23 protein-coding genes and 1 tRNA gene are annotated in these 24,044 nt (G+C 64.7%); 13 read left to right on the top strand and 11 right to left on the bottom strand.

From position 1 onward, the window contains the following. Positions 1 to 12: 12 nt before the first annotated feature. Positions 13 to 675, top strand: coding sequence for an antibiotic biosynthesis monooxygenase (locus AC1G9C_RS17760; RefSeq protein WP_480408358.1), 663 nt, complete (start codon positions 13 to 15; stop codon positions 673 to 675). 701 nt (positions 676 to 1,376) lie between these two features. Here AC1G9C_RS17760 and AC1G9C_RS17755 read toward each other — a convergent pair. Further along, entirely contained in the window at positions 1,377 to 1,667 is a 291-nt protein-coding gene (locus tag AC1G9C_RS17755) for a YciI family protein (protein WP_480408357.1), read from the bottom strand. Beyond that, positions 1,664 to 2,482, bottom strand: a complete 819-nt coding sequence (locus tag AC1G9C_RS17750) for an NAD(P)H-dependent oxidoreductase (protein ID WP_480408356.1) — start codon at positions 2,480 to 2,482, stop codon at positions 1,664 to 1,666. The genes AC1G9C_RS17755 and AC1G9C_RS17750 overlap by 4 nt, the downstream gene beginning before the upstream one ends. 89 nt (positions 2,483 to 2,571) lie before the next feature. On the opposite strand from AC1G9C_RS17750, the gene AC1G9C_RS17745 reads away from it, so the two are divergent. Next, positions 2,572 to 3,510, top strand: coding sequence for a LysR family transcriptional regulator (locus AC1G9C_RS17745; protein WP_480408355.1), 939 nt, complete (start codon positions 2,572 to 2,574; stop codon positions 3,508 to 3,510). Positions 3,511 to 4,083: 573 nt separating this feature from the next. Here the strand turns inward: AC1G9C_RS17745 and phnE are convergent. From phnE to AC1G9C_RS17725, 4 genes are read right to left on the bottom strand one after another with little or no spacing between them, the layout of a single operon-like run. Further along, entirely contained in the window at positions 4,084 to 4,848 is a 765-nt protein-coding gene (phnE, locus tag AC1G9C_RS17740; protein WP_480408354.1) for a phosphonate ABC transporter, permease protein PhnE, read from the bottom strand. Next, positions 4,845 to 5,672 (bottom strand): PhnE/PtxC family ABC transporter permease, encoded by an 828-nt coding sequence (locus tag AC1G9C_RS17735; RefSeq protein WP_122107468.1) that lies wholly within the window; start codon positions 5,670 to 5,672, stop codon positions 4,845 to 4,847. The genes phnE and AC1G9C_RS17735 overlap by 4 nt, the downstream gene beginning before the upstream one ends. Next, positions 5,666 to 6,469 carry a phosphonate ABC transporter ATP-binding protein gene (locus AC1G9C_RS17730; protein WP_480408353.1) on the bottom strand — a complete coding sequence of 268 codons (804 nt, stop codon included), beginning with the start codon at positions 6,467 to 6,469 and terminating at the stop codon, positions 5,666 to 5,668. The genes AC1G9C_RS17735 and AC1G9C_RS17730 overlap by 7 nt, the downstream gene beginning before the upstream one ends. Beyond that, positions 6,466 to 7,317 (bottom strand): putative selenate ABC transporter substrate-binding protein, encoded by an 852-nt coding sequence (locus AC1G9C_RS17725; protein ID WP_122107466.1) that lies wholly within the window; start codon positions 7,315 to 7,317, stop codon positions 6,466 to 6,468. The genes AC1G9C_RS17730 and AC1G9C_RS17725 overlap by 4 nt, the downstream gene beginning before the upstream one ends. A gap of 138 nt (positions 7,318 to 7,455) precedes the next feature. Here AC1G9C_RS17725 and AC1G9C_RS17720 point away from each other — a divergent pair, with 138 nt between their 5' ends. Next, positions 7,456 to 8,346 carry an NAD(P)-dependent oxidoreductase gene (locus AC1G9C_RS17720; protein WP_122107465.1) on the top strand — a complete coding sequence of 297 codons (891 nt, stop codon included), beginning with the start codon at positions 7,456 to 7,458 and terminating at the stop codon, positions 8,344 to 8,346. Further along, entirely contained in the window at positions 8,343 to 9,137 is a 795-nt protein-coding gene (locus AC1G9C_RS17715) for a hydroxypyruvate isomerase family protein (RefSeq protein WP_122107464.1), read from the top strand. Before AC1G9C_RS17720 ends, AC1G9C_RS17715 begins: the two co-directional genes overlap by 4 nt. 145 nt (positions 9,138 to 9,282) lie before the next feature. Here AC1G9C_RS17715 and AC1G9C_RS17710 read toward each other — a convergent pair whose 3' ends face one another. Further along, on the bottom strand, positions 9,283 to 11,463 hold the full coding sequence (locus AC1G9C_RS17710; RefSeq protein WP_480408352.1) for a putative bifunctional diguanylate cyclase/phosphodiesterase: 2,181 nt from the start codon (positions 11,461 to 11,463) through the stop codon (positions 9,283 to 9,285). A 58-nt stretch (positions 11,464 to 11,521) separates the two neighbouring features. Next, positions 11,522 to 13,708 carry a hypothetical protein gene (locus AC1G9C_RS17705; protein WP_480408351.1) on the bottom strand — a complete coding sequence of 729 codons (2,187 nt, stop codon included), beginning with the start codon at positions 13,706 to 13,708 and terminating at the stop codon, positions 11,522 to 11,524. Positions 13,709 to 13,985: 277 nt separating this feature from the next. On the opposite strand from AC1G9C_RS17705, the gene AC1G9C_RS17700 reads away from it, so the two are divergent. After that, positions 13,986 to 15,314 carry a spinster family MFS transporter gene (locus AC1G9C_RS17700; protein ID WP_021441769.1) on the top strand — a complete coding sequence of 443 codons (1,329 nt, stop codon included), beginning with the start codon at positions 13,986 to 13,988 and terminating at the stop codon, positions 15,312 to 15,314. Between the two features lie 85 nt (positions 15,315 to 15,399). On the opposite strand, the gene AC1G9C_RS17695 is transcribed toward AC1G9C_RS17700, so the two are convergent. Then, the gene (locus tag AC1G9C_RS17695; protein ID WP_480408350.1) at positions 15,400 to 16,377 is read right to left on the bottom strand and encodes a zinc-dependent alcohol dehydrogenase family protein; all 978 of its coding nucleotides are present in this window, start codon (positions 16,375 to 16,377) and stop codon (positions 15,400 to 15,402) included. Positions 16,378 to 16,523: 146 nt separating this feature from the next. Between AC1G9C_RS17695 and AC1G9C_RS17690 the strand changes: the two genes are divergently transcribed. After that, entirely contained in the window at positions 16,524 to 17,249 is a 726-nt protein-coding gene (locus AC1G9C_RS17690; RefSeq protein ID WP_480408349.1) for a substrate-binding periplasmic protein, read from the top strand. Between the two features lie 89 nt (positions 17,250 to 17,338). Continuing rightward, the gene (locus AC1G9C_RS17685; RefSeq protein ID WP_480408348.1) at positions 17,339 to 18,484 is read left to right on the top strand and encodes a PQQ-dependent sugar dehydrogenase; all 1,146 of its coding nucleotides are present in this window, start codon (positions 17,339 to 17,341) and stop codon (positions 18,482 to 18,484) included. Between the two features lie 46 nt (positions 18,485 to 18,530). Here AC1G9C_RS17685 and AC1G9C_RS17680 read toward each other — a convergent pair whose 3' ends face one another. Then, complete coding sequence (locus AC1G9C_RS17680; RefSeq protein ID WP_021441765.1) at positions 18,531 to 18,722, bottom strand: hypothetical protein; 192 nt, start codon at positions 18,720 to 18,722, stop codon at positions 18,531 to 18,533. A 239-nt stretch (positions 18,723 to 18,961) separates the two neighbouring features. On the opposite strand from AC1G9C_RS17680, the gene AC1G9C_RS17675 reads away from it, so the two are divergent. The 6 genes from AC1G9C_RS17675 (at position 18,962) to AC1G9C_RS17650 (ending at position 23,243) form a co-directional block, all read left to right on the top strand. Then, the gene (locus tag AC1G9C_RS17675) at positions 18,962 to 19,804 is read left to right on the top strand and encodes a CvfB family protein (protein ID WP_480408347.1); all 843 of its coding nucleotides are present in this window, start codon (positions 18,962 to 18,964) and stop codon (positions 19,802 to 19,804) included. A gap of 54 nt (positions 19,805 to 19,858) precedes the next feature. After that, positions 19,859 to 19,934, top strand: a tRNA-Thr gene (locus AC1G9C_RS17670). A 166-nt stretch (positions 19,935 to 20,100) separates the two neighbouring features. Then, positions 20,101 to 21,276, top strand: coding sequence for a tyrosine-type recombinase/integrase (locus tag AC1G9C_RS17665; protein ID WP_192315272.1), 1,176 nt, complete (start codon positions 20,101 to 20,103; stop codon positions 21,274 to 21,276). After that, entirely contained in the window at positions 21,269 to 22,018 is a 750-nt protein-coding gene (locus tag AC1G9C_RS17660) for a hypothetical protein (protein ID WP_225580255.1), read from the top strand. Before AC1G9C_RS17665 ends, AC1G9C_RS17660 begins: the two co-directional genes overlap by 8 nt. Positions 22,019 to 22,110: 92 nt before the next feature. Beyond that, complete coding sequence (locus tag AC1G9C_RS17655) at positions 22,111 to 22,326, top strand: helix-turn-helix transcriptional regulator (RefSeq protein ID WP_192315274.1); 216 nt, start codon at positions 22,111 to 22,113, stop codon at positions 22,324 to 22,326. 311 nt (positions 22,327 to 22,637) lie between these two features. Further along, a complete protein-coding gene (locus AC1G9C_RS17650; protein WP_237257936.1) occupies positions 22,638 to 23,243 on the top strand; it encodes a hypothetical protein in 606 nt (201 codons plus the stop codon). Positions 23,244 to 23,471: 228 nt separating this feature from the next. Here the strand turns inward: AC1G9C_RS17650 and AC1G9C_RS17645 are convergent, their stop codons facing one another. Continuing rightward, positions 23,472 to 23,750, bottom strand: a complete 279-nt coding sequence (locus AC1G9C_RS17645) for a ribbon-helix-helix domain-containing protein (protein WP_139134158.1) — start codon at positions 23,748 to 23,750, stop codon at positions 23,472 to 23,474. Positions 23,751 to 24,044: the final 294 nt, after the last annotated feature.

Here is a 24,044-nt window from a genome sequence, read left to right as displayed (position 1 = left end):
TTGACTCGACCGGTGGCACGCATCGATGCGCGCCGCTGGATCGATAAGGCCAAGGCTTTGAGCAGAGTATCCAACATGAGCGAGACGCAACCTGAAGCCGTAACCCTGGTGGTGCGCCATCAGGTTCGCCCAAACCACGTGCCGGGCTACGAGACCTGGTTGCGTCGCATCATCGCCACCGCCAACCAATGCCCCGGCCACCTCGGGGTGGACGTGATACGTAGCTGGCGACCCGACGTGGCACAGTTCACATGCGTGCTGCGTTTCACCAGCTTAGAGCAGCTGCAAAACTGGATTCGCTCGGAACAAAGGCGCCAGCTAGTAGCCGAGGTCGTACCGCTTCTTTGCGATGGCGACCAGTTGGAGATCGCTCAAGGCAAGGATTTCTGGTTCGTACCTGAAACCGTCCAAGCACCTCCGCCACGCTGGAAACAAAGCAGCGTAACCTTTCTCGTGATTCTGCCTCTGAGCCTGCTGATGCCGCTGCTTTGGCAACCTCTGTTCCAGCTTGTTCCCTGGCTCGGCGGTTACCTGCTGAGCAATGCACTCATCACTCTGAGTATCGTCCTGCTGGTGGTGTACGTGCTGATGCCCATGGCCACGCGCGCCTTTGGCATCTGGTTGAGGTCTCACGACCATGAGAGGAACGATCCTGAGTCAGGATATTCACGATGAACGTCGCCGCGGCATTTGCGCTGCCGGCGGTTTGCTCGGCCCCGCCGGCTCCATCTGGTCCGCCTTGCACCTTCTGCCGTCACCTCCAAGCTTGGCTTCGCTGGCCGTGCCGCTGATGCCTGGCCGGTAGCCGTCATATCCGGGCAAAAGAGTCCCTGCGCACCAGCACGACCCTGGGCGCCGCAGCAATGTGCAAGTGAATAATCGCCAAGGCTACCGGAGCACGCTCGGCTGTTCCTGCTTCGCCTTTTGAACTTTTCCAGCCAGCGGTGAGCATCCATGAGAGGACTGCTGGGCTGCGCTGGGTAGTCAGGTGGTGAAGCTCACCACCGCCTATCAACGTTCAAATGATGAAGCAGGAACGACTTGGTTTCTTCATAGCGCCACTGCGCGCCGCTGCCTCATAAGCTCAGCAACTGGCTGTTTCGCGTACCGCAATTGAGAAATTTGCTATTGGGCACTACGACACCCCGGTGTAGGCCTAAGGCCTGCTCCGGGGAATTGATTCACATCGATTAGATAGAGCGCAGCGCACGGGCACCCACGTCTGGCTCATTACTTGCGCCTTGAGAGAGGCCGAAAGCGTATTGCTCCAGCCCACCTCGCATCAAACGAATCCCGGCTTAGCGCAGCGTGCATGCTGCGAGCAAATCTTGCTGCAGCAAGCAGCGCCGTTCAAACGGGGTTTCGCTGATCGTTAGTCACGAGGAAACGAGTCTCTCGTAGTCCGAGAAGGGCTTGAGCGCACAATACTGCACGTGGAGCAGATTCTCTTTGACGTAAGGCAGCGCCTCGATGTACGCACGGGCTTCTTCGAAGGTGGCGGACTCCAGCTCAAACGCTGCGCCGGGACCAGCGGCCAGCCCATGGACTGCGCGAACAATACCGTCAGCGAAGCCTTGCCAAACGTGCACTACCTCCGGTTTCGCCAGTCGCTTGAAGTCCTCTGCCGCTCCATCAGCGCGGCGAGTCAGGATCACGAAGGTTTTCATAACGCCCCCTCCGTTTCCAGCTGCTGCCGCTGGGCTGTTTCGCCATACGCAACGTGCGCCATTAGGCCGGTCTGGCCGACGGCCACATGCGGTTTAAGCTCATTGCGGGGAGTGTAATCTCCTCCGTTTTGGGGCCGGAAGGGTATTGGCGCGTCTGTGAACAAATCCTCGAGACGGGTGCGCCAAGCCTCTTTGGCTGCGGTAGCACCTGCGGCGGTCAAGTTGCCAGTGCCGTATATGGCGAACGTAGGCAGCACATCGAACCCGGGAAAGTAGAGCGAGCCGTGCGTGATCGGAAACAGCAATTGCTCAAGTGGTCCGTTGATACCGCGCGGCGAGTAGTCTTCTGCGGGGCCGCCGACAGCGACCGACAGCATGGCCCGCTTGCCCTTGAAGGCCCCGTCACCATAGCGGTAGGCATTGCTAGCGTCCTTGTAGCCGTGGGCGAGTCCGGCTGCCCAGACGCGATCTATCCATCCCTTCATGATGGCCGGCATGCCGTACCACCAAAGTGGAAACTGGAAGATGACAGCATCTGCCGCTAAGACCTTGTCCTGCTCTGCCGCCACGTCAGGGCTTTGGCGGCGATGACGATAGGCGTGGGCGGACTCTGCGCCGAACGACAGCCGCTGAGGGTTGGCCCGCTCAGGAAAGTCGTGCTCGTCGAACGTTGCTTTCCAGCCCATGGCATATAGATCGGATTGCAGGACCTCGTGCCCTTGTGCAGTCAAGCATTCAACAGACACATCCACCAGTTGCCGCGTTAGCGACGAAGGCTCGGGATGGGCATAGATGATCAGTACTCTTTTCGACATGAAGGACCGCTCCGCTGTGATGTCGCTGGAGTGTCGCGGGGCTCGGACCATCTGTGAAATCGCAAAATTTTCCTGCTAGCATAAGCTCGATGGATACCAGACGCCTTGATCTCAATCTGCTTGTGACGTTGGAGGCCCTTCTCATCGAGCAGAACGTGACTAGGGCGGCTGCCCGTCTGCATTTGAGCCAGCCAGCGGTCAGCGCGCAGTTGAGCCGCCTGCGCGACGTCTTCAACGACCCTCTTCTGATCCCCGCGCAGCGTGGAATGACCCCCACCGTCAAAGCCTTGGAGCTGCTCGTCCCGCTTCGCCAAGCACTTGACCAAGTAAGGGCCACCGTAACTACTCACCTGAATTTCGAGCCCGCGACGGCGAGCCTGACGGTATCAATCGCCTGCACGGATTACGTGCAGGCGGCCTTGATCAAGCATCTCGTTGTCGCCATGCGACGCGAAGCGCCGGGTGTCCGTATCGCACTGCGCATCCTGGACGTGCCACAGCTGGAGCTGCAGATGACCCGCGGCGAGGTGGATCTGGCCGTGATAAACATGAACGGGGCTCCGCCCGCACTGCGCTCGCAACACCTCTATGATGAGAGTTACGTGCTGATCGGGCGCCGTGGGCATCCAAGCCTGCGCGCGGACCTGTCTGTGGAGGAGTTCGCGCAGCTGGAACATGTCGTGGTGTCACTACGCGGCGGAGGCTTCTCTACCTCGGTGGATAACGCCTTGGTAGCGCGGGGGCTGCGGCGTAACGTAGTTCTGTCAGCCTCGTCATTCCTTCCGGTGCCGGAGTTGGTCGCGCAGTCGGATTGTGTGGCCCTGGTTCCACGTCGTCTCGTAGAAGGTCGTGGCGAGCAGCTGCTGTGCGTAGCCCCCCCATTGCCGGTGGAGGGTTTTGCGATCGGCATGTTCTGGCATGAGCGGTCGGATGGGCACGCCGGCTTCAGATGGGTGCGTGAGTTCATCGCTCTCGTAGCCGATTCTCGGGCATCCGGTTCAACTGAATCGAACAGTCAGGCTAGGTAGTTAATCGCATTATTCAAATGCGACCTCACGTAGCTCGCGCAGTCTCTGGTATTCGCGGCAGACATGGCCTCAAACCGGAAATAGTGATCGTCTGCTTCTGGCCGGTTGTTGCCTGTTACCTCTGCCTCCCCCCAAATACTCAACCCATTCACCGCCAGCACCGGCAGCAACATGACCGGAATTGCCCTGGCCGCCAGGGCTTACAGGAACCCTAGCGAAATATAGGGCGTCTGCCGCAGGCAACGGCGACGCCCAGCGCGCTGGCCTGGGGTTTCTCGCGGTCGACCGTGTGCCGGCGGCCGTTGTGGAGAATGAGATCGGCGCTCAGGTGTTCTCCAGATGACTGGCGGACGAATCGCTAGTGGTGAGGGCGCGTTCTGGGGCGCAGGCCCCCTGACTCAGGGGCGATCTGCTCTGGCGAGGGCATCAGCCAGGCAGCGAAGGCGCGTGTGGCCATGGGCGTCACCTGCGGGGCGTGGTGGTGTGGTTCACTGCTCGGCATGCCCAGTTTCAGCAGCTGTGGCTGGGGCTGGGCCTTTCGAGCCTCTGGCGCTGAATGAAGCACAGGTCAACTCAACCACTCACCCATCTCTGCCGCGCCCAACCACTCAGGCCGTCCACTGCCAGCACCAGCACCAGCATGGCGAGGATTATCGTGGCCGCCTGGGCTTCCTGGAACAGGCTGAGTGACACGTAGAGCATCTGCCCCAGGCCACCGGCACCGACGAAGCCGAGCACGCTGGCCATGCGGATGTTGTTCTCCCAGCGGTATAGCGTATAGGCCACCAGTTGCGGCCAGACGCCGGGCAGGGTGCCGTAGCAGAAGGCATTGATGCGCCCGCCGCCGCTCAGGCGGATGGCTTCGGCCGGTTCGCGCGGGGTGTTTTCCAGCGCCTCGGCGAACAGCCGGCCGAGCACGCCGGCGGTGTGCAGGGCCAGGGCCAGGGTGCCGGCGTTGGGGCCGAGGCCGGCGGCCAGCACCATCAGCGCGGCCCACACCAGTTCGGGGATGGCGCGCAGGGCGTTGAGCAGCAGGCGTGTGGCATGCAGGGCAAAGCCGCCGAAACGCCCGGCGGCCGGCAGCGCCAGGGCCAGGCCTAGCAGGGCGGCGAGCAGGGTGCCGATGGCGGACATGGCCAGGGTTTCCAGGGCGCCGCGGCCGATGGCCTGCAGGTGCGCGGCGGAGAAGTCCGGCTGCATAAAGCCGCCGGCGTACCTGGCCATCTGCGTCAGGCTGTCGCCACCAACCAGGCCGGCCAGGTCGATGCCCAGGTAGAGGAAGGAAGCGATCACCGCGGCGATCAGGGCGGCGAGCAGAATCAGGTTGCCGGTTCTCATAGCAGCCTCGCGCGCAGCAGGCGGCTGAGCTGGTCGGCCAGCAGCACCAGGGCGAGGAACACCAGCAGCATGCTGGCCACCTCGCCGCCGGCGAACATGCGCATCGACAGGTCGATCTGCTGGCCGAGGCCGCCGGCGCCGACGAAGCCCATCACCACCGAGGCGCGGATCGCGCATTCCCAGCGGTACACGGTGTAGGACAGCATCTCTCCCGCGGCATTGGGCAGCACGCCGTAGGCGAAGGCGCTCAGGCGGCCACTGCCGGCCAGCAGCAGGGCGCGGCTGGGGCGGGCGTCGACCGACTCGAAGATTTCCGCGTAGACCTTGCCGAGCATGCCGGCGTAGGTGATGGCGATGGCCAGCACCCCGGCGGTCGGGCCGAGGCCGACGGCGCGGACGAACAGCAGTGCCCAGACGATCTCCGGCACGCTGCGCAGGAAGATCAGCAGGCCGCGCACCGGCCAGCGCGCGAGATTCGCCCACCAGGCCGGACGGCCGCCGCGGTGCAGCGCCGACAGCGACAGCGCGCGGCTGGCCAGCAGGGCCGCGGGCAGGGCGATCAGCAGCGCCAGGCTCATGCCGGCGGTGGCGATGGCCAGGGTTTCCAGGGTGGCGCGGCCGAGCAGGGCGAGGAACTCGCCGTCGTGCGCCGGCGGCCAGAAGTCGGCAAGGAAGTTGCCCATGCTGCGGGCGTTGTCGCCGTCGAACAGCACGCCCAGGTTCAGCTCGCTCAAGCCGAGCCCCGGCCACAACAGCAGCAGCGCCAGCAGGGTGATCAGCAGCCGCGGCAGGGCGGCCGGGTCGCGCGGGGAGCGGCTCAGCATCGCGGGATCTGTACCGTGAGCGGCTGCACCGGCAGCGAGGCCGGCAGCGGCTGCAGCTGTTCGTTGGCGTACAGCGCCTCCAGCGCCGCCGGCTCGATGGCCGCCGGCGGCAGGTCGAAGACGATGCACCCGTCGCGCAGGCCGATCACCCGCGGGAAATGTGCCAGGGCCAGCTCCACCGCGTGCAGGCTGGCCAGCAGGGTCATGCCGCGGCTGGCCGCCTCCTGGTTGAGCACCGCCAGGGTGTGGCCGGCCAGCACCGGGTCCATGGCCGACACCGGCTCGTCGGCGAGGATCAGCTGTGGCGCCTGGTACAGCACGCGGGCGATGCCGACCCGTTGCAGCTGGCCACCGGACAGCTGGTCGCAGCGCTGGAACAGCTTGTCGGCGATATCCAGGCGCGCCAGGGCGGCCTGGGCGCCGGCGGCGTCGAGCGGGTGCAGCAGGTTGAGCAGGCCCTTGGCCAGCGGCCACTGGCCGAGCTTGCCGGCCAGCACCGCGGTGACCACCCGTTGCCGCGGCGGCAGCGGTGGTGCCTGGTGGATCAGGCCGATGCGCGCGCGCAGGCGCTGGCGGGCGCGGTTGCCGAGGCGCCAGGGATCTTCGCCGAGCAGTTCGAGCTGGCCGCTGCTGGGCACCAAGTTGCTCGCCAGCAGGCGCAGCAGGCTGGTCTTGCCGGCGCCCGAGGGGCCGATGATGGCCACCCGTTCGCCGGGCGCCAGGCTCAGGTCGATGCCGTCGAGCGCGCGCGTGCCGTCGGCGTGGGTCAGGCCCACGCCGCGCAGGGCGATGCTCACTTCAGTAGGCCGGCGGCGCGAGCAGCTTCCTCGATGCCGGCGTAGTTCTCGACCTTGGTCTCGATAAAGCGGCTGGCGGCCTGCAGCTCGAGGATGGCCTTGTGCTCGGGGTTGGCCGGGTCGAGGGCGAGGAAGGCGGCCTTGATCTTGCCTTGCAGCTCTGCGTCGAGGTTGCCGCGCACGGTCCAGTTGTAGTCGTAGTAGGGCGGGGTGGTGGCGATCACCTTGACCTTGTCGACGTCGACCTTGCCGGCGGCGACCAGCTTGTCCCACACGCTGGCGTTGAGCACGCCGCCGTCGGCCTTGCCGGCCTGGACCCAGGCGGCGGTGGCGTCGTGGGCGCCGGAGTAGGCGATGCGGCTGAAGAAGTCTTCCGGCTTGATGCCGTCCTTGAGCATGAAGTAGCGCGGCATCAGGCTGCCGGAGGTGGAGGACACCGAGCCGAAGGCGAAGGTCTTGCCCTTGAGGTCCTGCAGCGATTTCACCGCCGGGTCGGCGCTGATGATCTTGCTGGTGAACTGCTCGTCCTCAGCGCGCTGCACCAGGGGCACGGCGTTGCCAGTCTTCAGGCGCGTCTGGACGAAGGTGAAGCCGCCCAGCCAGGCCATGTCGACGCGGTCGGCGGCCAGCGCCTCGACCACTGCGGCGTAGTCGGCCACCGGGACGAATTCGACTTTCATCTCCAACTGCTGTTCGAGGTAGGCGCCCAGCGGCTTGAACTTGCGCAGCAGTTCGGTGGGGGCTTCGTCGGGGATGGCCGAGACCTTGAGGACCTCGGCGGCCTGGGTGAAGACGGCGGAAACGGACAGGGCGAGGCCGGCGGCGAGCGCCAGGGTGTGCTTGAGCATGACGGGTTCTCCGGTTCAATAGCGGGGAAAGCGCGCGGAGTATAGTGAGCCGAGGGCCAGGATGCAGCAGGCTTGCGCTGCCGCCGGCCTGACTCTGTGGTTAAGATGGCGTTTTTCCCCTGTTTCAGGAGCTGCTCGATGACCGCTACGCTGCCCGCCCTGGCCTTCGCCGGGATCGGCCTGATGGGCCTGCCGATGACCCGCCGCCTGCTCGCCGCCGGCTACCCGCTGACTCTGTGGAACCGCTCGACGGACAAGTGCGCGCCACTGCTGGCGCAGGGCGCGCACCGGGTGGAGACGCCGGCCGAGCTGTGCCGCGAGGCCAATGTGGTGATGCTCTGCCTGGCCAACACCGAGGTGGTGCGCGAGGTGGTGTTCGGCCCCGGCGGCATAGTCGAGGGCGCGCGGCCCGGCCAGCTGCTGGTGGATTTCTCCAGCCTGGAGCCGGCCGCCACCCGCGAGATGGCGGCGGAGCTTCAGGCGCGCACCGGCATGCGCTGGGTCGATGCGCCGGTGTCCGGCGGCACCCCCGGCGCCGAGGCCGGCACCCTGGCGATCATGGCCGGCGGCCGCGAGGAGGATGTGGAGCGGGTGCGGCCGATTCTCGCCCACCTGGGCCAGCGCCTGACGCGCATGGGCGAGGTGGGCGCCGGCCAGGTGACCAAGGTGTGCAACCAGATGATCGTCGCCTGCAACGCCCTGGTGATCGCCGAGGTGGTGGCCCTGGCGGAGAAGGCCGGGGTCGACGCCAGCCTGATCGCGCCGGCGCTGGCCGGCGGTTTCGCCGACTCCAAGCCGCTGCAGATCCTCGCCCCGCAGATGGCCGAGAGCCGCTTCGAGCCGGTCAAGTGGCACGTGCGCACCCTGCTCAAGGACCTCGACACCGCGGTCAAGCTGTCGCGCGAGCAGGGCAGCGCCACGCCGATGAGCGGCCTGGCGGCGCAGCTGATGCGCCTGCATGGCAGCCAGGGCAATCTGCAGCGCGACCCGGCCACTCTGGTCGAGCTGCTGCGCGGGAGCGAGGCATGAAGATCGCCGCCAACCTGTCGCTGCTGTTCACCGAGCTGCCGCTGCGCGAGCGTATCCAGGCGGCCGCGGCGGCCGGTTTCGACGGCGTGGAGATCCAGTTTCCCTACGAGCTGCCGGCCATCGCCCTGCAGGAGGCGCTGGCGCGTGCCGGCCTGCCCTTGGTGCTGATCAACCTGCCGGCCGGCGACCTGATGAGCGGCGGCGCTGGCCTGGCCGCGGTGCCGGCGCGTCAGGCCGAGTTCGACGCCGCCCTGCAGCAGGCCCTGACCTACGCCGCCATGGCGCGCCCGGCCTGCGTCAACGTGCTGCCCGGACGCCTGGCCGCGGGCGTCAGCCGCGAGCAGGCACTGGATTGCCTGGCCGCCAACCTGCGCCAGAGCGCCGAGGCCTTCGCCCTGCTCGGCATCCGTGTGCTGGTGGAGGCGATCAACCCCATCGACATGCCGGGGTTCCTGATCAACACCCCTCAGCAGCTGGACGAGCTGCTGCGCGCGGTGAATCACCCGAATCTCGCGGCGCAGTACGACCTCTACCATATGGCCCGTCAGGAGCTGGACCTGGTCGCCGGCATGCGCCTGTTGGCCGGGCGCATCGGCCACGTGCAGTTCGCCGACTGCCCCGGCCGCGGTGCGCCGGGCACCGGCGAGCTGGCCTTCCTGGCGTTGCTGCGTGCGCTGCGCGAGAGCGGCTACGGCGCTTGGCTGGGGGCGGAGTACAAGCCGGGCGAGGCGGGTACCCAGGCCAGCCTGGGCTGGTTGCAGCCGTTCAGGGAGTACGCGGGCGGTGTTTGAATGGCGCTTTTCCGCGTCGCCGCTAAAGCCCCTCCCACCGTATCTGTGCCGCTGATGTAGGAGACGCTTCAGCGGCGAGCTTTTTTGGCTCGGCGTGTTTCGGTCGATAGGACGGAGCCCGGATGCACTCCGGGGATGGCTGGCGCTAGAACCGTGTGCCCACCCGCTCCAGCGGCCGGTAGTGCGGGGGGAACAGGCTGACGATCTCTTCCAGCGGCAGCGGCTTGCTGAACAGGTAGCCCTGCACCTGATCGCAGTCGCGCTCCTGCAGGAAGGCCAGTTGCTCGCTGGTTTCCACGCCCTCGGCCACCACCTTCAGGCGCAGGGCATGGGCCATGGCGATGATCGCGTGGACGATCTCGCGGTCCTGGCTGGAGGCAGCGAGGTCCTGGATAAAGGAACGGTCGACCTTGAGGGTGTCCAGCGGCAGGCGGCGCAGGTAGGCCAGGGACGAATAGCCGGTGCCGAAATCGTCGATCGACAGGCTCACGCCCAGGGCGCGAATGCTATCCAGCAGGCCGATGGCGCGGTTGATATTGCTCAGCAGCGCGCTTTCGGTGACCTCCAGCTCCAGGCTCTGCCCCGGGCAGCGGCTGTCGTGCAGGATCTGCGCGATGCGTCCGGGCAACTGGTCGTTGCCCAGGTTCAGCGCCGAGCAGTTGACCGCCACCTTCAGTCCCGGATAGCCCATCTCGTCCAGGCTGCGCAGGTCGTGGCAGGCGCGGCGCAGCACCCAGTCGTCGAGCTGGTCGATAAAGCCGTTGGTCTCGGCGATGGCGATGAAGCGCTCCGGGGTGAGCAGGCCGTGCTGCGGGTGGCGCCAGCGCACCAGCGTCTCCAGCTTGTGCAGGGCGCCGCTGCGCAGGTCGATGATCGGCTGGTAGAACAGGGTCAGGCCGTTGTCCTGTTGCAGCGCCTGGCGCAGGTCTTCCTCCAGTTGCAGCTCGAACGAGGCCTTCTGTTTCAGGTGCGGGTTGAAGAAGTGCACCACGTTGCGTCCGCTGCCCTTGGATTGGTACAGCGCCAGGTCGGCATGCTTGAGCAGCTCGTCGGCGCCGCCACCATCGCGCGGGAACAGGCTGATGCCGATGCTGGTGGTCATCACGATCTTGCGCCCGGCCAGCTCTATCGGTTCCTTCATCTGCTCCAGCAGACGCTGGGCCAGGACGCGCGGCGCGGCGTTGCTGTCGAGGCTGGCGACCACGCAGAACTCGTCGCCGCCGAAGCGGGCGATCAGGTCGCGCTCGCGCAGGGCGCCGCGGATGCGCTGGGCGACCACCCGCAGCAGGTCGTCGCCGGCGGCGTGGCCGAGGGTGTCGTTGATCCGCTTGAAGTGATCGATGTCGAGGAACATCACCGCCAGGCCGCGGCCGACTATGGCGTGTTCCTCCAGGGTGGCGGCGAACACCCGGTTGAAGCCGCGGCGGTTGAGCAGCTCGGTCAGCGGGTCGAAGTGCGCCGCCTGTTCCAGCGAGGCCTTGGCCTGGTCGAGCTGCGCCAGCAGGTGGTTGACCCGCTGCAGGTCGCGCTCCTTGTCGTCCAGCTTGCGGTTGGCCCAGGACGCCACCAGGCTCAGGGCGACCACCGCCAGGGTGATGACGGCCACGCTCAGCCCCAGCTGCAGGCTGTTGTCGGCGCCCTGCACCTCGAGCGTGGCGCCTTGCGGCACCACCAGGTGCAGCGCCGCCATGCCGGTGAAATGCATGGCGGTGATGGCGGCGCCCATCACCAGCGCGGCCGAGTACTTCAGCCAGTGGCGGTAGGGTGCGCTGCTGCTGCGCCGATGATGGGCCAGCAGCTGCGCGGCGAGGCTGGCGCCGATGGCGATGACGATGGACAGGGCGAACAGCCCGCCGTGGTAGTAGGCCTGCGCCGTCGAGCGCATGGCGGCCATGCCGCTGTAGTGCATGGCGGCTATGCCCAGGCCGATGATCGCCGCGGCCAGGGCGCGGCGGCCGAGGCCGGCGTCGCGCTGGGCCATGCAGTAGAGGGCGAGCAGGGCGGCGGCCAGGGCCACCAGCAACGACAGCAGGGTGGTGGCCAGGTCGTAATGGATGGCCAGCGGCGCGCGGAAGGCCAGCATGCCGATGAAGTGCATCGACCAGATGCCGCCGGCCAGGCACAGCGCGCCGACCAGGCCCCAGGCCAGGCGCATGCCGCGCTGCGGCACCTGGTCGAGGTGCTCGACTATCGCCAGGGTGCCCAGGCTGCCGGCCGTGGCGACCAGGTAGGCGAGCACCGTCAGCCAGGGATCGTGGCTGCAGTCCAGCAGCAGCTGGCCCTGCTCGGGCAGCTGCGCGAGAAACCGAATCGACCACCCATCCATAGCCACCCCCCGCAGTGCAGCCCCGACGCCCTCCTCAGTCAAGCACAAACGTGCCAAGTCAGTCGCTTTTACCGTAATCGTTGAGCGAGATCACCCGAGTCTTGCCGATGCGGTGGCGGTAGATCTCGCGCAGGTACTTGATCGCCTGCTTGACGCTGCCGCGGCTCAGGCGGATGTCGTTGATCGAGACGAACTTGTCGGCGTCGTGGATCAGCTCGCGGTACTTCTTCTCGTACATCGGTTTGATCGCGTACCAGTTGGTGTCGAGGATCTTCGCCGGGTCCTCGTGCTCGTTGAGCATGGCATCGAGCTTGGCCTCGTCGAAGTGCTCGGCGACGATGAAATCGAGCATGGCGTCGTCCAGGCTGTCGTCGAAGCGGTACTGGTCGCGGGCGAAGCAGCGCTTGATGTAGGCGACGATCAGGGTCAGGAAGTCGTCCGACAGGCACGGGCTCTTGACGATCAGGGTGGTCAGCGACAGGTTGGCCGAGGCGCCGATCACCAGGGCGTAGCGCTTGAGCGTGGTGTTGGGGAAGAGGTTGTTGAGGTGGGTCTTGAGCCGGTTCAGGTCCATGTAGGACAGCTTGTAGTCCTTGGGCAGGGAGACGATGGACACCACCGAGGAGCAGTTCTTGAAGAAGTGCAGCTCGCTCAGCTGCGTCGCGTCGTAGCCGCTGGCCTTGTACTGCTCCAGGGCCTGGCGATAACGCTTGGACTCGATCGGCAGCAGGCTGATGCCCTCGATGGCCTGGGTCACCTTGTTGAAGTGCGGCAGGTCGATGGAGCGGAAGAACAGGTCGTCGATGTTCAGCCGCGGCGCGTGCTGCTCCTTGTCCAGCACGCGGAATTTCTCCGAGAGCTGGGCCGGCTGTTCGGGCACCACGGATTCGGCGTAGGCCACCGCCACCGGTCCGGCCAGGCTCATGAACAGGTCGTTGGCGTCGAGGCGGATGGTCTCGCCGATGTCGATGCCGGCGCGGCGGAAGTAGTTCTGGTCGTAGTCGCCGGTGACCGCCTGGGCGGTGAGGATGTTGAAGATCTGCTGCGAGATGTACTGGTTGGCGTGGCGCTCCATGGCGGTCACGTCGATGTTGTGGATGCTGCCGTCGCCGCTCTCCTCGGCGTAGCGCATGATGTCGTTGGAGATCAGCATCATGGCGTTCCACGGGCGGATGCGGCGCATCACGCTCTCGGCGCTGCTCTGCTCGTTGTCGAAGTTGTAGGAGAAGTCCCATTCCTCGGCCAGGTACTTGCACAGCAGACGCCCGGCGTTGATGTGCAGCGCTTCGGACATCTCGCTGCGCTGGTCGGAGATGTTCGGCAGGATGCAGATGCCGCTGGTGAAGATCGGCTCGAAGACGAAACCGTGGTCGCGCTGCGCCTCGTCGTCCACGTTGGCCTTGCTGTCGAAGGTCTTGCTCATGTAGGCGAACTGCTGCGCCAGGCCGAACTCCGAGGCCATGCCCGAGCCGGTGCCGCCGCCGGCGCTGAAGATATAGAAGTACAGGCGCGACTGGTTGGCCTTGATCCCGCAGGAGTCGATCAGGTAGCTGTGGATGAACTTCCAGTCTTCGTTGGAGAAGCGCTGGGTGTCCTTGTTGAGGATGATCTTGGCCAGGTACTGGCCGAGGATCGGCGCGTTGCCGGCGCCACCGGCATGCACCTCGGACAGGTCCATGATCTTCATCTTGCTGTAGTCGTCGAGAAAGCCGCTCATCTCGCCCTTGCGCGAGAAGCGAATGCGGCCCTCGATGTCCTTGTCCAGGTCGCCGAGCATCACCAGCGGCTCGATCAGGAACACCGGCTTGCTGCTCTTGTGTGGGGCGCGCAGCAGGTTGCTGCGAATCCAGCGGCTGGGCCGCGAGGCCTGCTCGGCGGCGGCGGTGGCCTCGCTGTGGAATTCCTCCAGGTAGAACTGGCGGGCGTTGTACACCAGCGAGGCGACGTCCAGGGCGATGTTCGAGCCGCAGCGGCCGAGGCCGATCAGGCACACCGAGGGGAACTGCTGGATGCGGCTCGACTCGCCCTCGTCCAGTGGCTCGCCCAGGGGGAAGACCAGGTTGCGCAGGCCGTCGAGGTTATCGAGGATGCGCTCGATGTCGCGTTCGGTGAAATACAGGTACTGCTCGCCGGTATCGCCGCGCACCGGCAGCGCGAGCGGAGCGGGCGGCACTAGCAGGGTGTCGGCGAGATCGGCCAGGGTGGCTTCCTTGGCGGCGGCTACGGCGTCTTTCTTGGTTTTCATCGGTGACAGTCCGGCGAGTCGGTGGGGTATTGGCCATTGGCCATGAATTGGCCAGCCCCATGGTTCTAGCACGGAATAAAGCGCTTCGCATTATTCCAGCTGGATATGGACGATTTTTTGGCGTCAACGCCCCATCGATGTGCATAAATCCAGCGAATAGTCGCAGACAAGCCGCGGCAAAGCCTCTAGATTGCCCCTCACCCAAGGTTCGGCCGGTGCTGCCAAGGTAGGCGCCACCGCAGTAGGCCCGACGTGGACAACAACAAGAGAGATTGCCATGCAGCCCAACCAGCAAGCGTCCAACGCCTGGCGCATCCTGTTCCTGCTATTCCTCGCCAACCTGTTCAACTTCTTCGACCGCACCATCCCCGCCATCATCATCGAGCCGATCCGCCTGGAATGGGGCCTCAGCGACCTGCAGCTGGGGCTGATCGGCACCGCCTTCACCATCGTCTACGCCCTGGCCGGGGTGCCGCTGGGGCGCATGGCCGACACCGGCGCCCGGCGCAAGATCATGGGCTGGGGCCTGGCCGCCTGGAGCGGGCTGACCGCGCTGAACGGCATGGCCTGGAATTTCTGGAGCTTCCTGCTGATCCGCATGGGCGTCGGCATCGGCGAGGCCAGCTACGCGCCGGCGGCCAACTCGCTGATCGGCGACCTGTTCCCGGCGCACAAGCGCGCGCGAGCCATGGGCATCTTCATGCTCGGCCTGCCGCTGGGGTTGCTGCTGGCCTTCTTCACCATCGGCGCCATGGTCCAGGCCTTCGACAGCTGGCGCGCGCCCTTTCTGATCGCCGCCGTGCCGGGGCTGATCCTCGCCCTGTTCCTGTTCTTTATCCGCGAGCCGGCGCGCGGTGCGGCGGAGAGCACCCGGGTCAGTAGCGCGCCAGTGGACAAGCCGCTGCGCAAGGTGCTGGCGATCCGTACCTTCTGGTGGCTGGTGCTGGCCGGGCTGGCGTTCAACTTCGCCTCCTATGCCTGCAATTCCTTCATGGTGCCGATGCTGCAGCGCTACTTCGGTCTGCAGTTGCAGGATGCGGCGATGGCCACCGGGGTGATAGTCGGGCTGACCGGCTTGCTCGGCCTGACCCTGGGCGGCTGGCTGGCGGACAAGGTGCACCAGCGCTGGGCCAATGGCCGTCTGCTGTTCGCGGCTTTCAGCATGCTGCTAGCCTGCCTCTGCACCGCCTGGGCGCTGAGCGCCGGGCGCATCGACACGGCGCTGTTCGTCGGCGTGTTCAGCCTCGGCTGGCTGTTCTCCTACAACTTCTACACCTGCGTCTACACGGCGATCCAGGACGTGGTCGAGCCGCGCCTGCGCGCCACCGCCATGGCCCTGTTCTTCGCCGGCCTGTACTTGCTCGGCGGCGGCCTCGGCCCACTGGCGGTGGGCTGGCTGTCGGATCACTACGCCCAGGCAGCCATGCATGCGGCCGGCGCCAGCGAGATGAGCGAGGCGTTCAAGGCCGTCGGCCTGCACGACGCCATGCTGCTGATTCCTGTGGCGCTGTTTCTCACCCTGTTGGCGCTGCTGCAGGCCGCCCGCTGTTTCCAGCAGGATGCGCTGCGCATGCGCGAGGGGTTGGCTGGGGCTGCTTTGGCTTGATCGTGGGATGGTGCGCGCGGCGCACCCTAAGGGAGTAGGGGCGCCGTGTGAACTTCGGGGGGAGGGTGCGCCATGCGCACCCTTCTCAGGGCACCAGCAGGATCTTGCCGTCGCGCTCGCCGCTGGCGGCCGCGGCCACGGCGTCCTTGATATGGGCCAGGTCGTAGGTGGCGGCGACGCGGGTCTTCAGCTTGCCGCCGGCGATCAGCTGCACCAGCTCGCCGAACACCTTCATCTGCTCGGCCGGCGTGGCCTGCTGGAACCACTTGGCCAGCCAGAAGCCGCGCAGGGTGACGTCGCGGAACACGAAGGAGGCCGGCGATACCAGGCACGGCTGGCCGCTCATCATGCCGTAGTTGACCAGCACGCCGCCGTTGCACAGGGTCGCGGCGATATGGTCGGTGCTGGCGCCGCCCACCGCATCAATGCCCAGGCGCACGTCGGCGCCGCCGGTGGCCGCGCGCACGCGCTTGGCCAGGTCGGGGCCGTCCACCAGCACCAGATCGCCGCCTTCGGCCTCGACGCCGGCCACGGCCGATTCGCGGCGCACCACGTTGATGGTCTTGAAGCCGCGCAGCTTGGCCAGCTGGATCAGGTAGCTGCCGACGCCGGAGTTGGCGGCGTTCTGGATCACCCAGTCGCCCGGCTTGAGGTCGACGAACTCGCTGAGCAGCAGCGAGGCGGTCGGCGGGTTGACGGTGAGCATGGCCAGCTGCAGCGGGTCGGCGTCCGGCAGCGGGATCAGCTTGTCGGCTGGCGCATTGAGGGCGCTGACCCAGGTACCGCAGCCCACCGGCAGCAGCACGTTCTGGCCGACCTTGAGGTTGCCGACGCCCTCGCCGAGCGTTTCGACCCGACCGACGCCCTCGTTGCCGCCGATGGCCGGCAGCGGCGGCAGCATGCCGTAGGCGCCGGTCAGGGTCAGCACGTCGGAGGGGTTGATCGGCGCGGCCAGCACCTTGACCCGCACCTGGCCGGCGGCCGGCGCCGGCAATTGCAGCTCGACCGCTTCGATCACGTCCTGCGGCACCGGGCCGCGTTGCTGGTATTGGGCTTTGAGCATGATGATTCTCCTGGGGCAGGCGCAGAAATGCGTGGAGCCAGTCTAGCCGCGCGCGGGCAAAGCGGAATGAATCGCCGTGCATCCACTCTGGTGATGGGCGGCCGGCGCCGTCTATGCTCAGGGCTCGTTCGAGTCAGGGACGTGGCATGTGCAGATGCTGGGTAGGCGTGCTGTTGCTGTGGCTGGCCGCGGGGGCGTGCGGCGAGACGTTGCGCGTCGGTTTCGGCACGCACAAGCCGCCCTACGTGTTCGAGGGCGAGCCGCGCGGTCTGGAATACGAGCTGGTGGACCGCGCCGCGCGCCTGGCGGGGTTCGACATGGCGGCCTACTACGCGCCCATGGAGCGCCTGCACCTGATGCTGCGCCGCGGCGAGATCGACGCCATCACCACCACCAACGAACGCAGCGGCGTCGAGGCCTTCTACTCGGACATCTATATCCACTACCACAACGCCGCCGTCGGCCTGGCCGCGCGCGGCTACCGTATCGAACGCATCGCCGACCTGGGCGGCTACTCGGTCAGCGCCTTCCAGCGCGCCCGCCTGCTGCTGGGCGCGGAGTTCCAACGCATGGCCGAGGGCAATCCGCGTTACCGCGAGGAGGCCCTGCAGATCAATCGCAACCGCCTGCTCTACAGCGGCCGGGTCGAGGTGGTGATCGGCGATCCGCGGATCATCCAGCATTTCAATCGCGAGGTGGCCGAGCAGGTCGACGTCAGCCAGCCGCTGGCCTGGTACCCGCTGTTTCCCCCCACCGCCTACCGAGTCGGCTTTCGCCTGGAGGCGCAGTGCCAGCGCTTCGACCAGGGCCTGCGCCAGTTGCGCGCGAGCGGTGCTTATCAGCTGATCGAACGTCGCTACCTGAGCGACTGAAACCTGGCGAAACCTTTTGCGGGGCTGCCTCGGCCGTACCGCTGTAGCACTATGCGGACTCGTTCCGCGACTCGCATGGAGGAGCCCCGATGTTGCGTCCACACCTGCTTGCCAGCCTTGGCCTGGCAGCGCTGCTGAGCAGCCAGGCGAGCCTGGCCGAGTCCCGCCAACTGCCCAGCGAGCTGGGGCAGCTGCAGATCGAGACCGTTGCCGAGGGGCTGGCCAACCTCTGGGGCCTGGCTTTCCTGCCGGATGGCCAGGGTTACCTGGTGACCGAGCGTCCCGGACGCCTGCGCCGGATCGCTCCGGACGGCGCCTTGTCGGCGCCGCTGGGCGGCGTGCCCGAGGTGTTCGCGGTGGGCCAGGGCGGTTTGCTCGACGTGGTGCTGTCGCCGGATTTCGCCGTCGACCGTCTGGTCTACCTGTCCTACGCCGAGGCCGGTGACGGTGCGGCCGGCACGGCGGTCGGGCGCGGCCGTTTGTCCGCCGATGCCACGGCGCTGGAGGGCTTCGAGGTGATCTTCCGCCAGCAGCCCAAGCTGTCCAGCGGCACGCACTTCGGCTCGCGCCTGGTGTTCGACCGCGACGGCCACCTGTTCATCGCCCTCGGCGACAACAACCAGCGCCCCACCGCGCAGGCGCTGGACAAGCTGCAGGGCAAGCTGGTGCGTATCCATCCCGATGGGCGCATTCCGGCGGACAACCCCTTCGTCGGCCAGGCCGGCGCCCGTGCGGAAATCTGGTCCTACGGCCACCGCAACCAGCAGGGCGCGGCGCTCAACCCCTGGAGCGGCCGCCTGTGGAGCCACGAGCACGGCCCGCGCGGCGGCGACGAGATCAACATCCCCGAGGCGGGCAAGAACTACGGCTGGCCGCTGGCGACTCACGGCATCAACTACTCGCTGCTGCCGATTCCCGAGGCCAAGGGCGAGGCCGTCGCCGGCACCGAGCCGCCGCACCACGTCTGGGAAAAATCGCCGGCCATCAGCGGCATGGCCTTCTACGACGCCGAGCGTTTCCCGGCCTGGCGGCACAACCTGTTCATCGGCGCGCTGGCCGGCCAGGCGTTGATCCGCCTGCAACTCGACGGCGACAAGGTGGTGCACGAGGAGCGTCTGCTGCAACCGCTCAAGGCGCGCATTCGCGACGTGCGCCAGGGGCCGGACGGCTTTCTCTACGTGCTGACGGATGCGAGCGACGGACGACTGCTGCGCCTGGGATTGGCGCGCGAGTAACGCGGGGGGAGGGGGATGCCGGGTGCGCGCTGCGCACCCGCGGGCATTACTTCTTGCTGATGGTGATCTGCCGGGTGCCGCCGTAGGTCTGGCCGCTGACGCCCTTGGCGATCTGCTGGATCTCGCCGCCGCCCTGGAGGAAGGCCGCCACCTGGGCCTCGATGGACTCGCGGGTTTCCACGGCAGGGGCCGGCTTGCTGACTTTGCTGGTGGACGACTTGACGCGCAGGGTGGCCATGACCTTATCTCTCGACGATGGGCGGTCGGCCATTGTGCCTGATCGGGGCGCCGCCTGCTCGCCTAATCGTCTGGGACCGCTCTGGCGGGGACGCTCGTCGAGGCCCTGGATGCCGGCTAATCGCTTGTTTTCAAGGCACTTAAAGCACTTCTCGACCGGCTGTCGATTAACCGCGCGAGCAACCCTGGCACAGCCGAACTCGGGTAGAATGGCCGGCTGTTTTGGCGAGGTGGAACGCGATGGCCTTAATCGGGCGGATGAATTCTTTGCAGGTGGTTAAGCACACCGACTTCGGTCTGTACCTGGACGGCGGTGCGGACGGCGAAATCCTCCTGCCCAAGCGCTACATCCCCAAGGACACGCCGAGCGAGGTGGACGACTGGCTCAACGTGTTCCTCTACCTCGACAGCGAAGACAAGCTGATCGCCACCACCCTGAAACCGAAGATCCAGCTCGGCGAGTTCGCCAGCCTCAAGGTGGTAGATATCAACCGCATCGGCCTGTTCCTCGACTGGGGCCTGGCCAAGGACCTGCTGTTGCCGCACTCCGAGGAGAAGCGTCCGTTGCAGCTCGGCGATTACTGCGTGGTCTACCTCTACCTGGACAAACGCACCCGCCGCCTCACCGCCACCGCGCGTCTGGACCGTTATCTGGACAAGACCCCGGCCAATTACCAGGTGGGCCAGGAGGTCGATCTGCTGGTGGTCGAGCGCAGCGACCTGGGCTTCAAGGCCATTATCAACGGCCAGCACTGGGGCCTGATCCACAAGAACGAACTGTTCAAGTTCGTGCGCAACGGCATGCGCGAGAAGGGCTATATCAAGGAAGTGCGTGCCGACGGCAAGATCAGCCTGAGCCTGCAGCCGGTGGGCCATGAGGCGGCCAGCGGCCTCGGCGAGCAGATTCTCGAACGCCTGCGCGCCCAGGGCGGCAGCCTGGCGCTGGGTGACAAGAGCCCGCCCGAGCTGATCGCCGAACATTTTCGCGTCAGCAAGGGCAACTTCAAGAAGGCCATCGGCGGCCTGTACAAGCAGGGGCTGATCCGCATCCGCGACGACCGCATCGAACTGCTCGACAGCTGAGCCGCCAGCGGCTTGAGTCGCGCCGCGCCAACTCGCATAATGCCGCCGTCTTCCGCCGGTGTAGCTCAGTTGGTAGAGCAGCGCATTCGTAATGCGAAGGTCGCAGGTTCGACTCCTGTCTCCGGCACCATTAAACAGATTCATGCAGTGCCAAGCAGTGTCATGAATCTCTCAGGAAGCCCGCCTAGTGCGGGCTTTTTGTTTCATGCGGTGCCATTCGGTCTCATCCAAGCACTTGTCTTCTGAGTACCTCCGCGAGTACCTTTGGATTGTTCAATAATCTATGGGTACTCAGCATGCCATTGACGGCTCTGCAGGTGAAGAATGCTGCACCACGCGAGAAGGACTATGGCCTTGCAGATGGCGGCGGTCTGTTCCTCTGGATTCGTGCGGCAGGTGGCAAATCCTGGCGCTTCCGATTCCGCCTGGATGGCAAGCAGTCGCACATTTCCCTTGGCACTCTCGACAAGGTGACGCTCGCACAGGCAAGGCAGCTTGCTTTTGACGCTCGCCAGCTAGTGGCGCAGGGGCGGCATCCTGGGCTTGAGCGGAAGGTTGCGCGCGCCCAGGCGGCAATATCTCGCGCCAATACATTCAAGAGCCTTGCATTGGAGTGGCATCAGCATAAGTCGTCGCGCTGGTCGGCAGGTTATGCCGGTGACGTTATGGAGGCTTTCGAGCTGGACATATTTCCCCAGGTGGGGAACTTGCCGCTAACCGAAATCAAGCCTATGCACTGGCTACAGGTTTTCCGTCGCATCGAGGCGCGCGGAGCCCTGGAGAAGCTGCGCAAGGTTCGGCAACGTTGCCAAGAGGTTTACCGTTTCGCGATTGCCACGGGACGCGCTGAGTACAACCCAATCGCGGACGTGGGAGGGGCGCTGCAGACCCCTACGTCCCGACACTACCCCTTCTTGCCCATTGCTGAAGTTCCGGAGTTGATACGCAGCATTCAGGCGTGTCCGGGGCATGACGTCGTAAAGATCGCTACCCGTCTGCTAATTCTGACAGGGGTACGAACGGCCGAGCTGAGAGGGGCACCATGGGCTGAGTTTGACCTCGATAGGGAACTCTGGCTGATCCCCGCTGCGCGTATGAAGATGCGCCGTGCTCACCTTGTCCCGCTCTCCAGGCAGGCGGTCGCCGCGTTGCGTGAACTGCAAGGCATCACTGGCGGCTACACGCTGGCATTCCCGGGCCGTAACGACCCAGCAAAACCTATGAGCGAGGCTGCCATCAACCAACTGTTGAAGCGTTCCGGCTACGACGGGCGCGCTACTGGTCATGGATTTCGCCATACGATGTCAACCACCCTGCACGAACAGGGGTACCCCAGCGAGTGGGTCGAAACCCAGTTAGCGCATGTGGACAAGAACAGTATTCGCGGCACCTACAACCATGCTCAATATCTGGAGGGGCGACGAGAGATGCTGCAATGGTATGCCAACCATCTGGATGAGCTGCATGACTAGCCCTCAAGCCGCCCCCATTAAGCGCCGGCCACTTGTCACGCGTTGTGATCCGCTTCGGCTGTGCGATTTCATTGGCTACTACAGGCAGGAGTTGGGCTGCAGCCATGAGGAGGCAGCCTTTGCGACAGCAGATATCTTTCGGAGGCTTGAGACCAAATATCCGCAACTGAGCGCTAACACATGCTGGGCTGCAGAGGTGCTCGACCCAACCGCTCGACGCAGCTCCCGGGGATTTCAGACCGCCCGGATCGTCAGGTACTTTGAGCTTCAGGCTCTTAGTAAGAGCAAACGCGAGCCGTTTATCTTGATCGAAGACGATCTGGACGAGGAGTGCCGTGCCTCTGATGCAGCTGTCTACTTTTCACCATCGGTGTTGACCAGGCTAATCGAGGAATATTGGGGCTGGGATCAGATACCTCGCTTCATTCACTCGGATGTATCAGGCAGCAAGCAAGGTGAAAACGCCCAGCCAGTAGCAAGAGCGCACCTGAACACACGAGAGCTACTCACTGTGCAGCGACTCACTGGGGCTCTCATGGCGATGCTTACTGCGAGCGCCAACCAAGAGAGTGCGCGGCGCACGATCTTGAACTCGACACTTTGCTCAAAAGGAGTCCAGAACCAGGGGCCTTTCTCAGCCGCTCAAGGCCTTACATACATTGCCGATCGACTGGGTATCAGCGACTTCCCCGACACCGATACGGTGGCGAAGTACCTTCCGACGAAACAGGGTGAGACATAGAGCATCGCATCTGTTTTCCCGAATTCGGTTTTTTCTGCCGGCGCGTGCCATTCAATCCAGAGCCATCTCAACAGGACTCATGGAGACCTCGAATGGCACTGGCATCCCCCTTAACTCCCGCACTGATACGCCTCCCCGGTGTTTGCACACAGGTTGGTTTGAGCAAGTCACAGATCTACCGACTCATCCGTAGTGGCGAGTTCCCGCCCCCGGTACGGCTTGGCCCGAATTCGGTCGCCTGGCCTGCTGAGCATGTCCATGCTTGGATCGCAGACAAGGTTCTTGCGTCAGCTGGACAAAGGCCTTGATGAGTCGTCATGAGGAGCGCATTGCAAAGATTCGTCGCGGGCCTGGGAACGCTGCCAAATCCGCGCAGGTAGCGCCCCGCTCACGCCAAGAGAGCTCTCATGACGGGAAAGGAGAAGCTGCTTCCCGCCACATGTTCTTGCCCGGTTTTGCCATCGGGGCCTTTCCAAACCACCTCAATCGGTCGAGCCTGATTGCCCCGATCGCTCGCAATAAGCGGAAAGAACACTCGAAGACCAGGATGGTGACACGCCGAGATTGCGTCCTGGAGTACAGGGGAGAGCAGCTGGATGAGGCGGATGGAGACTTAATCATGGCGTTGATCGCGTTCGCCCAGCCGTTCCCGCTTGGCGACCCCGTTCTGCTGAATCGCAAACAACTGCTCAGGAAGATCAAACGTGGAGTCATCGGCAGCTCGCAATACGAGTGGCTTTATCGAAGCATGAAGCGTTTACGCCAGGCCACGTTGTTCCTCGAGGCGCTCAAACCAGATGGGTCTACCCGATACACGGTTGGGATGATGGAGTCATTCAACATTCTTAAGAGCCTCAGCTATGACAACGAGACCTACTGCTACACGCTCGACCCGCATTGGATTCTGATGTTCGGAAATCGGGAGTACAGCCTGATTGACTGGGGAAAGCGTTTACAGATCCGCCGCGGGCTGGACATGGCCAAAACGCTGCAGCGACTGATCGCCACGTCCTCTGACCGAGTGCAACGTTACGCACTTGAGGGACTCAGGGCCCAAATGGCATATGGCGGGCGCCTAAGAGACTTCCGTGACAGCCTTGGTCGAGCTGTATGCGAGCTGGAGCGTCTGGAGATCATCGTAAGGGGCTGCATTCAGGACAGCAGCCGGGGCAAGCCACAGTTGGTTCTATGGCTGCCTCCCGAGCGTTTTGACGCAGCGGCATAGCGCCGCGCTTCTGATGGCATAGCGTCGCTCCAGGGTGGCATAGCGTCGCGCAGCAGTGGCATAGCATCGCAGAGAGCGCTTATAACAATTTGATTTTATTAATAAAAAAAGAGAAAAACTGGCTACTACCTTTTATCTACCTTACTTCTACGCACAGAGCCTGTGGATAATATCCTCCTCCTTCGGCTCACTTGCCCAAGACGCCATGAAAGGCCTCGAAGCACGCGTTTATTCGCGTCGAACCTTGTCCAGCAAAGCCACGACCTGCTCTTCAGTCATGTCTGCCAGGGCTGCTACACCGGCACGGACAACATCCGAACGAGAGGCCCGGAATCCACGCGGAATCAGACTGAGGCGATCAATTTCCTCACTGATTTGGTCTGTCAGCGAGAAGGTGACGCGCTTAAAGACTGCTGCGCTCTGTGTTGGGGTATTCGGTTTGACCATCGTGTTGCCCTGATTGTTATTTAAGAGCAGCAACTTACGTAAGTGAGGTGCGCTTTTCAACCTGTGAAGGCCTTCGCTCGGTTGATCGCACCGCAACAGACTGGTTTCAGGCCAAGCGGGTAGCATGTTGAAAACGACGCACTTACGTAAGTTGCTTAAGTTAAGCAGATCACCTATGATTCCTCTACAGCAGGTCGCCCCATGTCTGCTCGCCGGAATCTGCCGGCCAGGAGGCGCATCATGGTTGTTGCTGAGTTCACGCTTGATGCAGGGCTCGTCGTGTCTAACGAGTTGCCGATCCTGGATGAAGGTGAGTCGATCATGTTCCGTGGGTGCAGCTACAGAGGTCGGGCC

Source organism: Pseudomonas sp. ABa2, from assembly GCF_056676075.1.
This window is presented reverse-complemented; position numbering and strand designations above follow the sequence as displayed.

Coding starts and splice junctions, on each gene's coding strand:
- AC1G9C_RS17695 (WP_480408350.1), bottom strand. CDS start 16,377: ATGCTCAAAGCCCAATACCAGCAACGCGGCCCGGTGCCGCAGGACGTG.
- AC1G9C_RS17720 (WP_122107465.1), top strand. CDS start 7,456: ATGACCGCTACGCTGCCCGCCCTGGCCTTCGCCGGGATCGGCCTGATG.
- AC1G9C_RS17750 (WP_480408356.1), bottom strand. CDS start 2,482: ATGTCGAAAAGAGTACTGATCATCTATGCCCATCCCGAGCCTTCGTCG.
- AC1G9C_RS17665 (WP_192315272.1), top strand. CDS start 20,101: ATGCCATTGACGGCTCTGCAGGTGAAGAATGCTGCACCACGCGAGAAG.
- AC1G9C_RS17660 (WP_225580255.1), top strand. CDS start 21,269: ATGACTAGCCCTCAAGCCGCCCCCATTAAGCGCCGGCCACTTGTCACG.
- AC1G9C_RS17680 (WP_021441765.1), bottom strand. CDS start 18,722: ATGGCCACCCTGCGCGTCAAGTCGTCCACCAGCAAAGTCAGCAAGCCG.
- AC1G9C_RS17700 (WP_021441769.1), top strand. CDS start 13,986: ATGCAGCCCAACCAGCAAGCGTCCAACGCCTGGCGCATCCTGTTCCTG.
- AC1G9C_RS17685 (WP_480408348.1), top strand. CDS start 17,339: ATGTTGCGTCCACACCTGCTTGCCAGCCTTGGCCTGGCAGCGCTGCTG.
- AC1G9C_RS17675 (WP_480408347.1), top strand. CDS start 18,962: ATGGCCTTAATCGGGCGGATGAATTCTTTGCAGGTGGTTAAGCACACC.
- AC1G9C_RS17735 (WP_122107468.1), bottom strand. CDS start 5,672: ATGCTGAGCCGCTCCCCGCGCGACCCGGCCGCCCTGCCGCGGCTGCTG.
- phnE (WP_480408354.1), bottom strand. CDS start 4,848: ATGAGAACCGGCAACCTGATTCTGCTCGCCGCCCTGATCGCCGCGGTG.
- AC1G9C_RS17745 (WP_480408355.1), top strand. CDS start 2,572: ATGGATACCAGACGCCTTGATCTCAATCTGCTTGTGACGTTGGAGGCC.
- AC1G9C_RS17705 (WP_480408351.1), bottom strand. CDS start 13,708: ATGAAAACCAAGAAAGACGCCGTAGCCGCCGCCAAGGAAGCCACCCTG.
- AC1G9C_RS17715 (WP_122107464.1), top strand. CDS start 8,343: ATGAAGATCGCCGCCAACCTGTCGCTGCTGTTCACCGAGCTGCCGCTG.
- AC1G9C_RS17690 (WP_480408349.1), top strand. CDS start 16,524: ATGTGCAGATGCTGGGTAGGCGTGCTGTTGCTGTGGCTGGCCGCGGGG.
- AC1G9C_RS17655 (WP_192315274.1), top strand. CDS start 22,111: ATGGCACTGGCATCCCCCTTAACTCCCGCACTGATACGCCTCCCCGGT.
- AC1G9C_RS17755 (WP_480408357.1), bottom strand. CDS start 1,667: ATGAAAACCTTCGTGATCCTGACTCGCCGCGCTGATGGAGCGGCAGAG.
- AC1G9C_RS17650 (WP_237257936.1), top strand. CDS start 22,638: ATGGCGTTGATCGCGTTCGCCCAGCCGTTCCCGCTTGGCGACCCCGTT.
- AC1G9C_RS17725 (WP_122107466.1), bottom strand. CDS start 7,317: ATGCTCAAGCACACCCTGGCGCTCGCCGCCGGCCTCGCCCTGTCCGTT.
- AC1G9C_RS17710 (WP_480408352.1), bottom strand. CDS start 11,463: ATGGATGGGTGGTCGATTCGGTTTCTCGCGCAGCTGCCCGAGCAGGGC.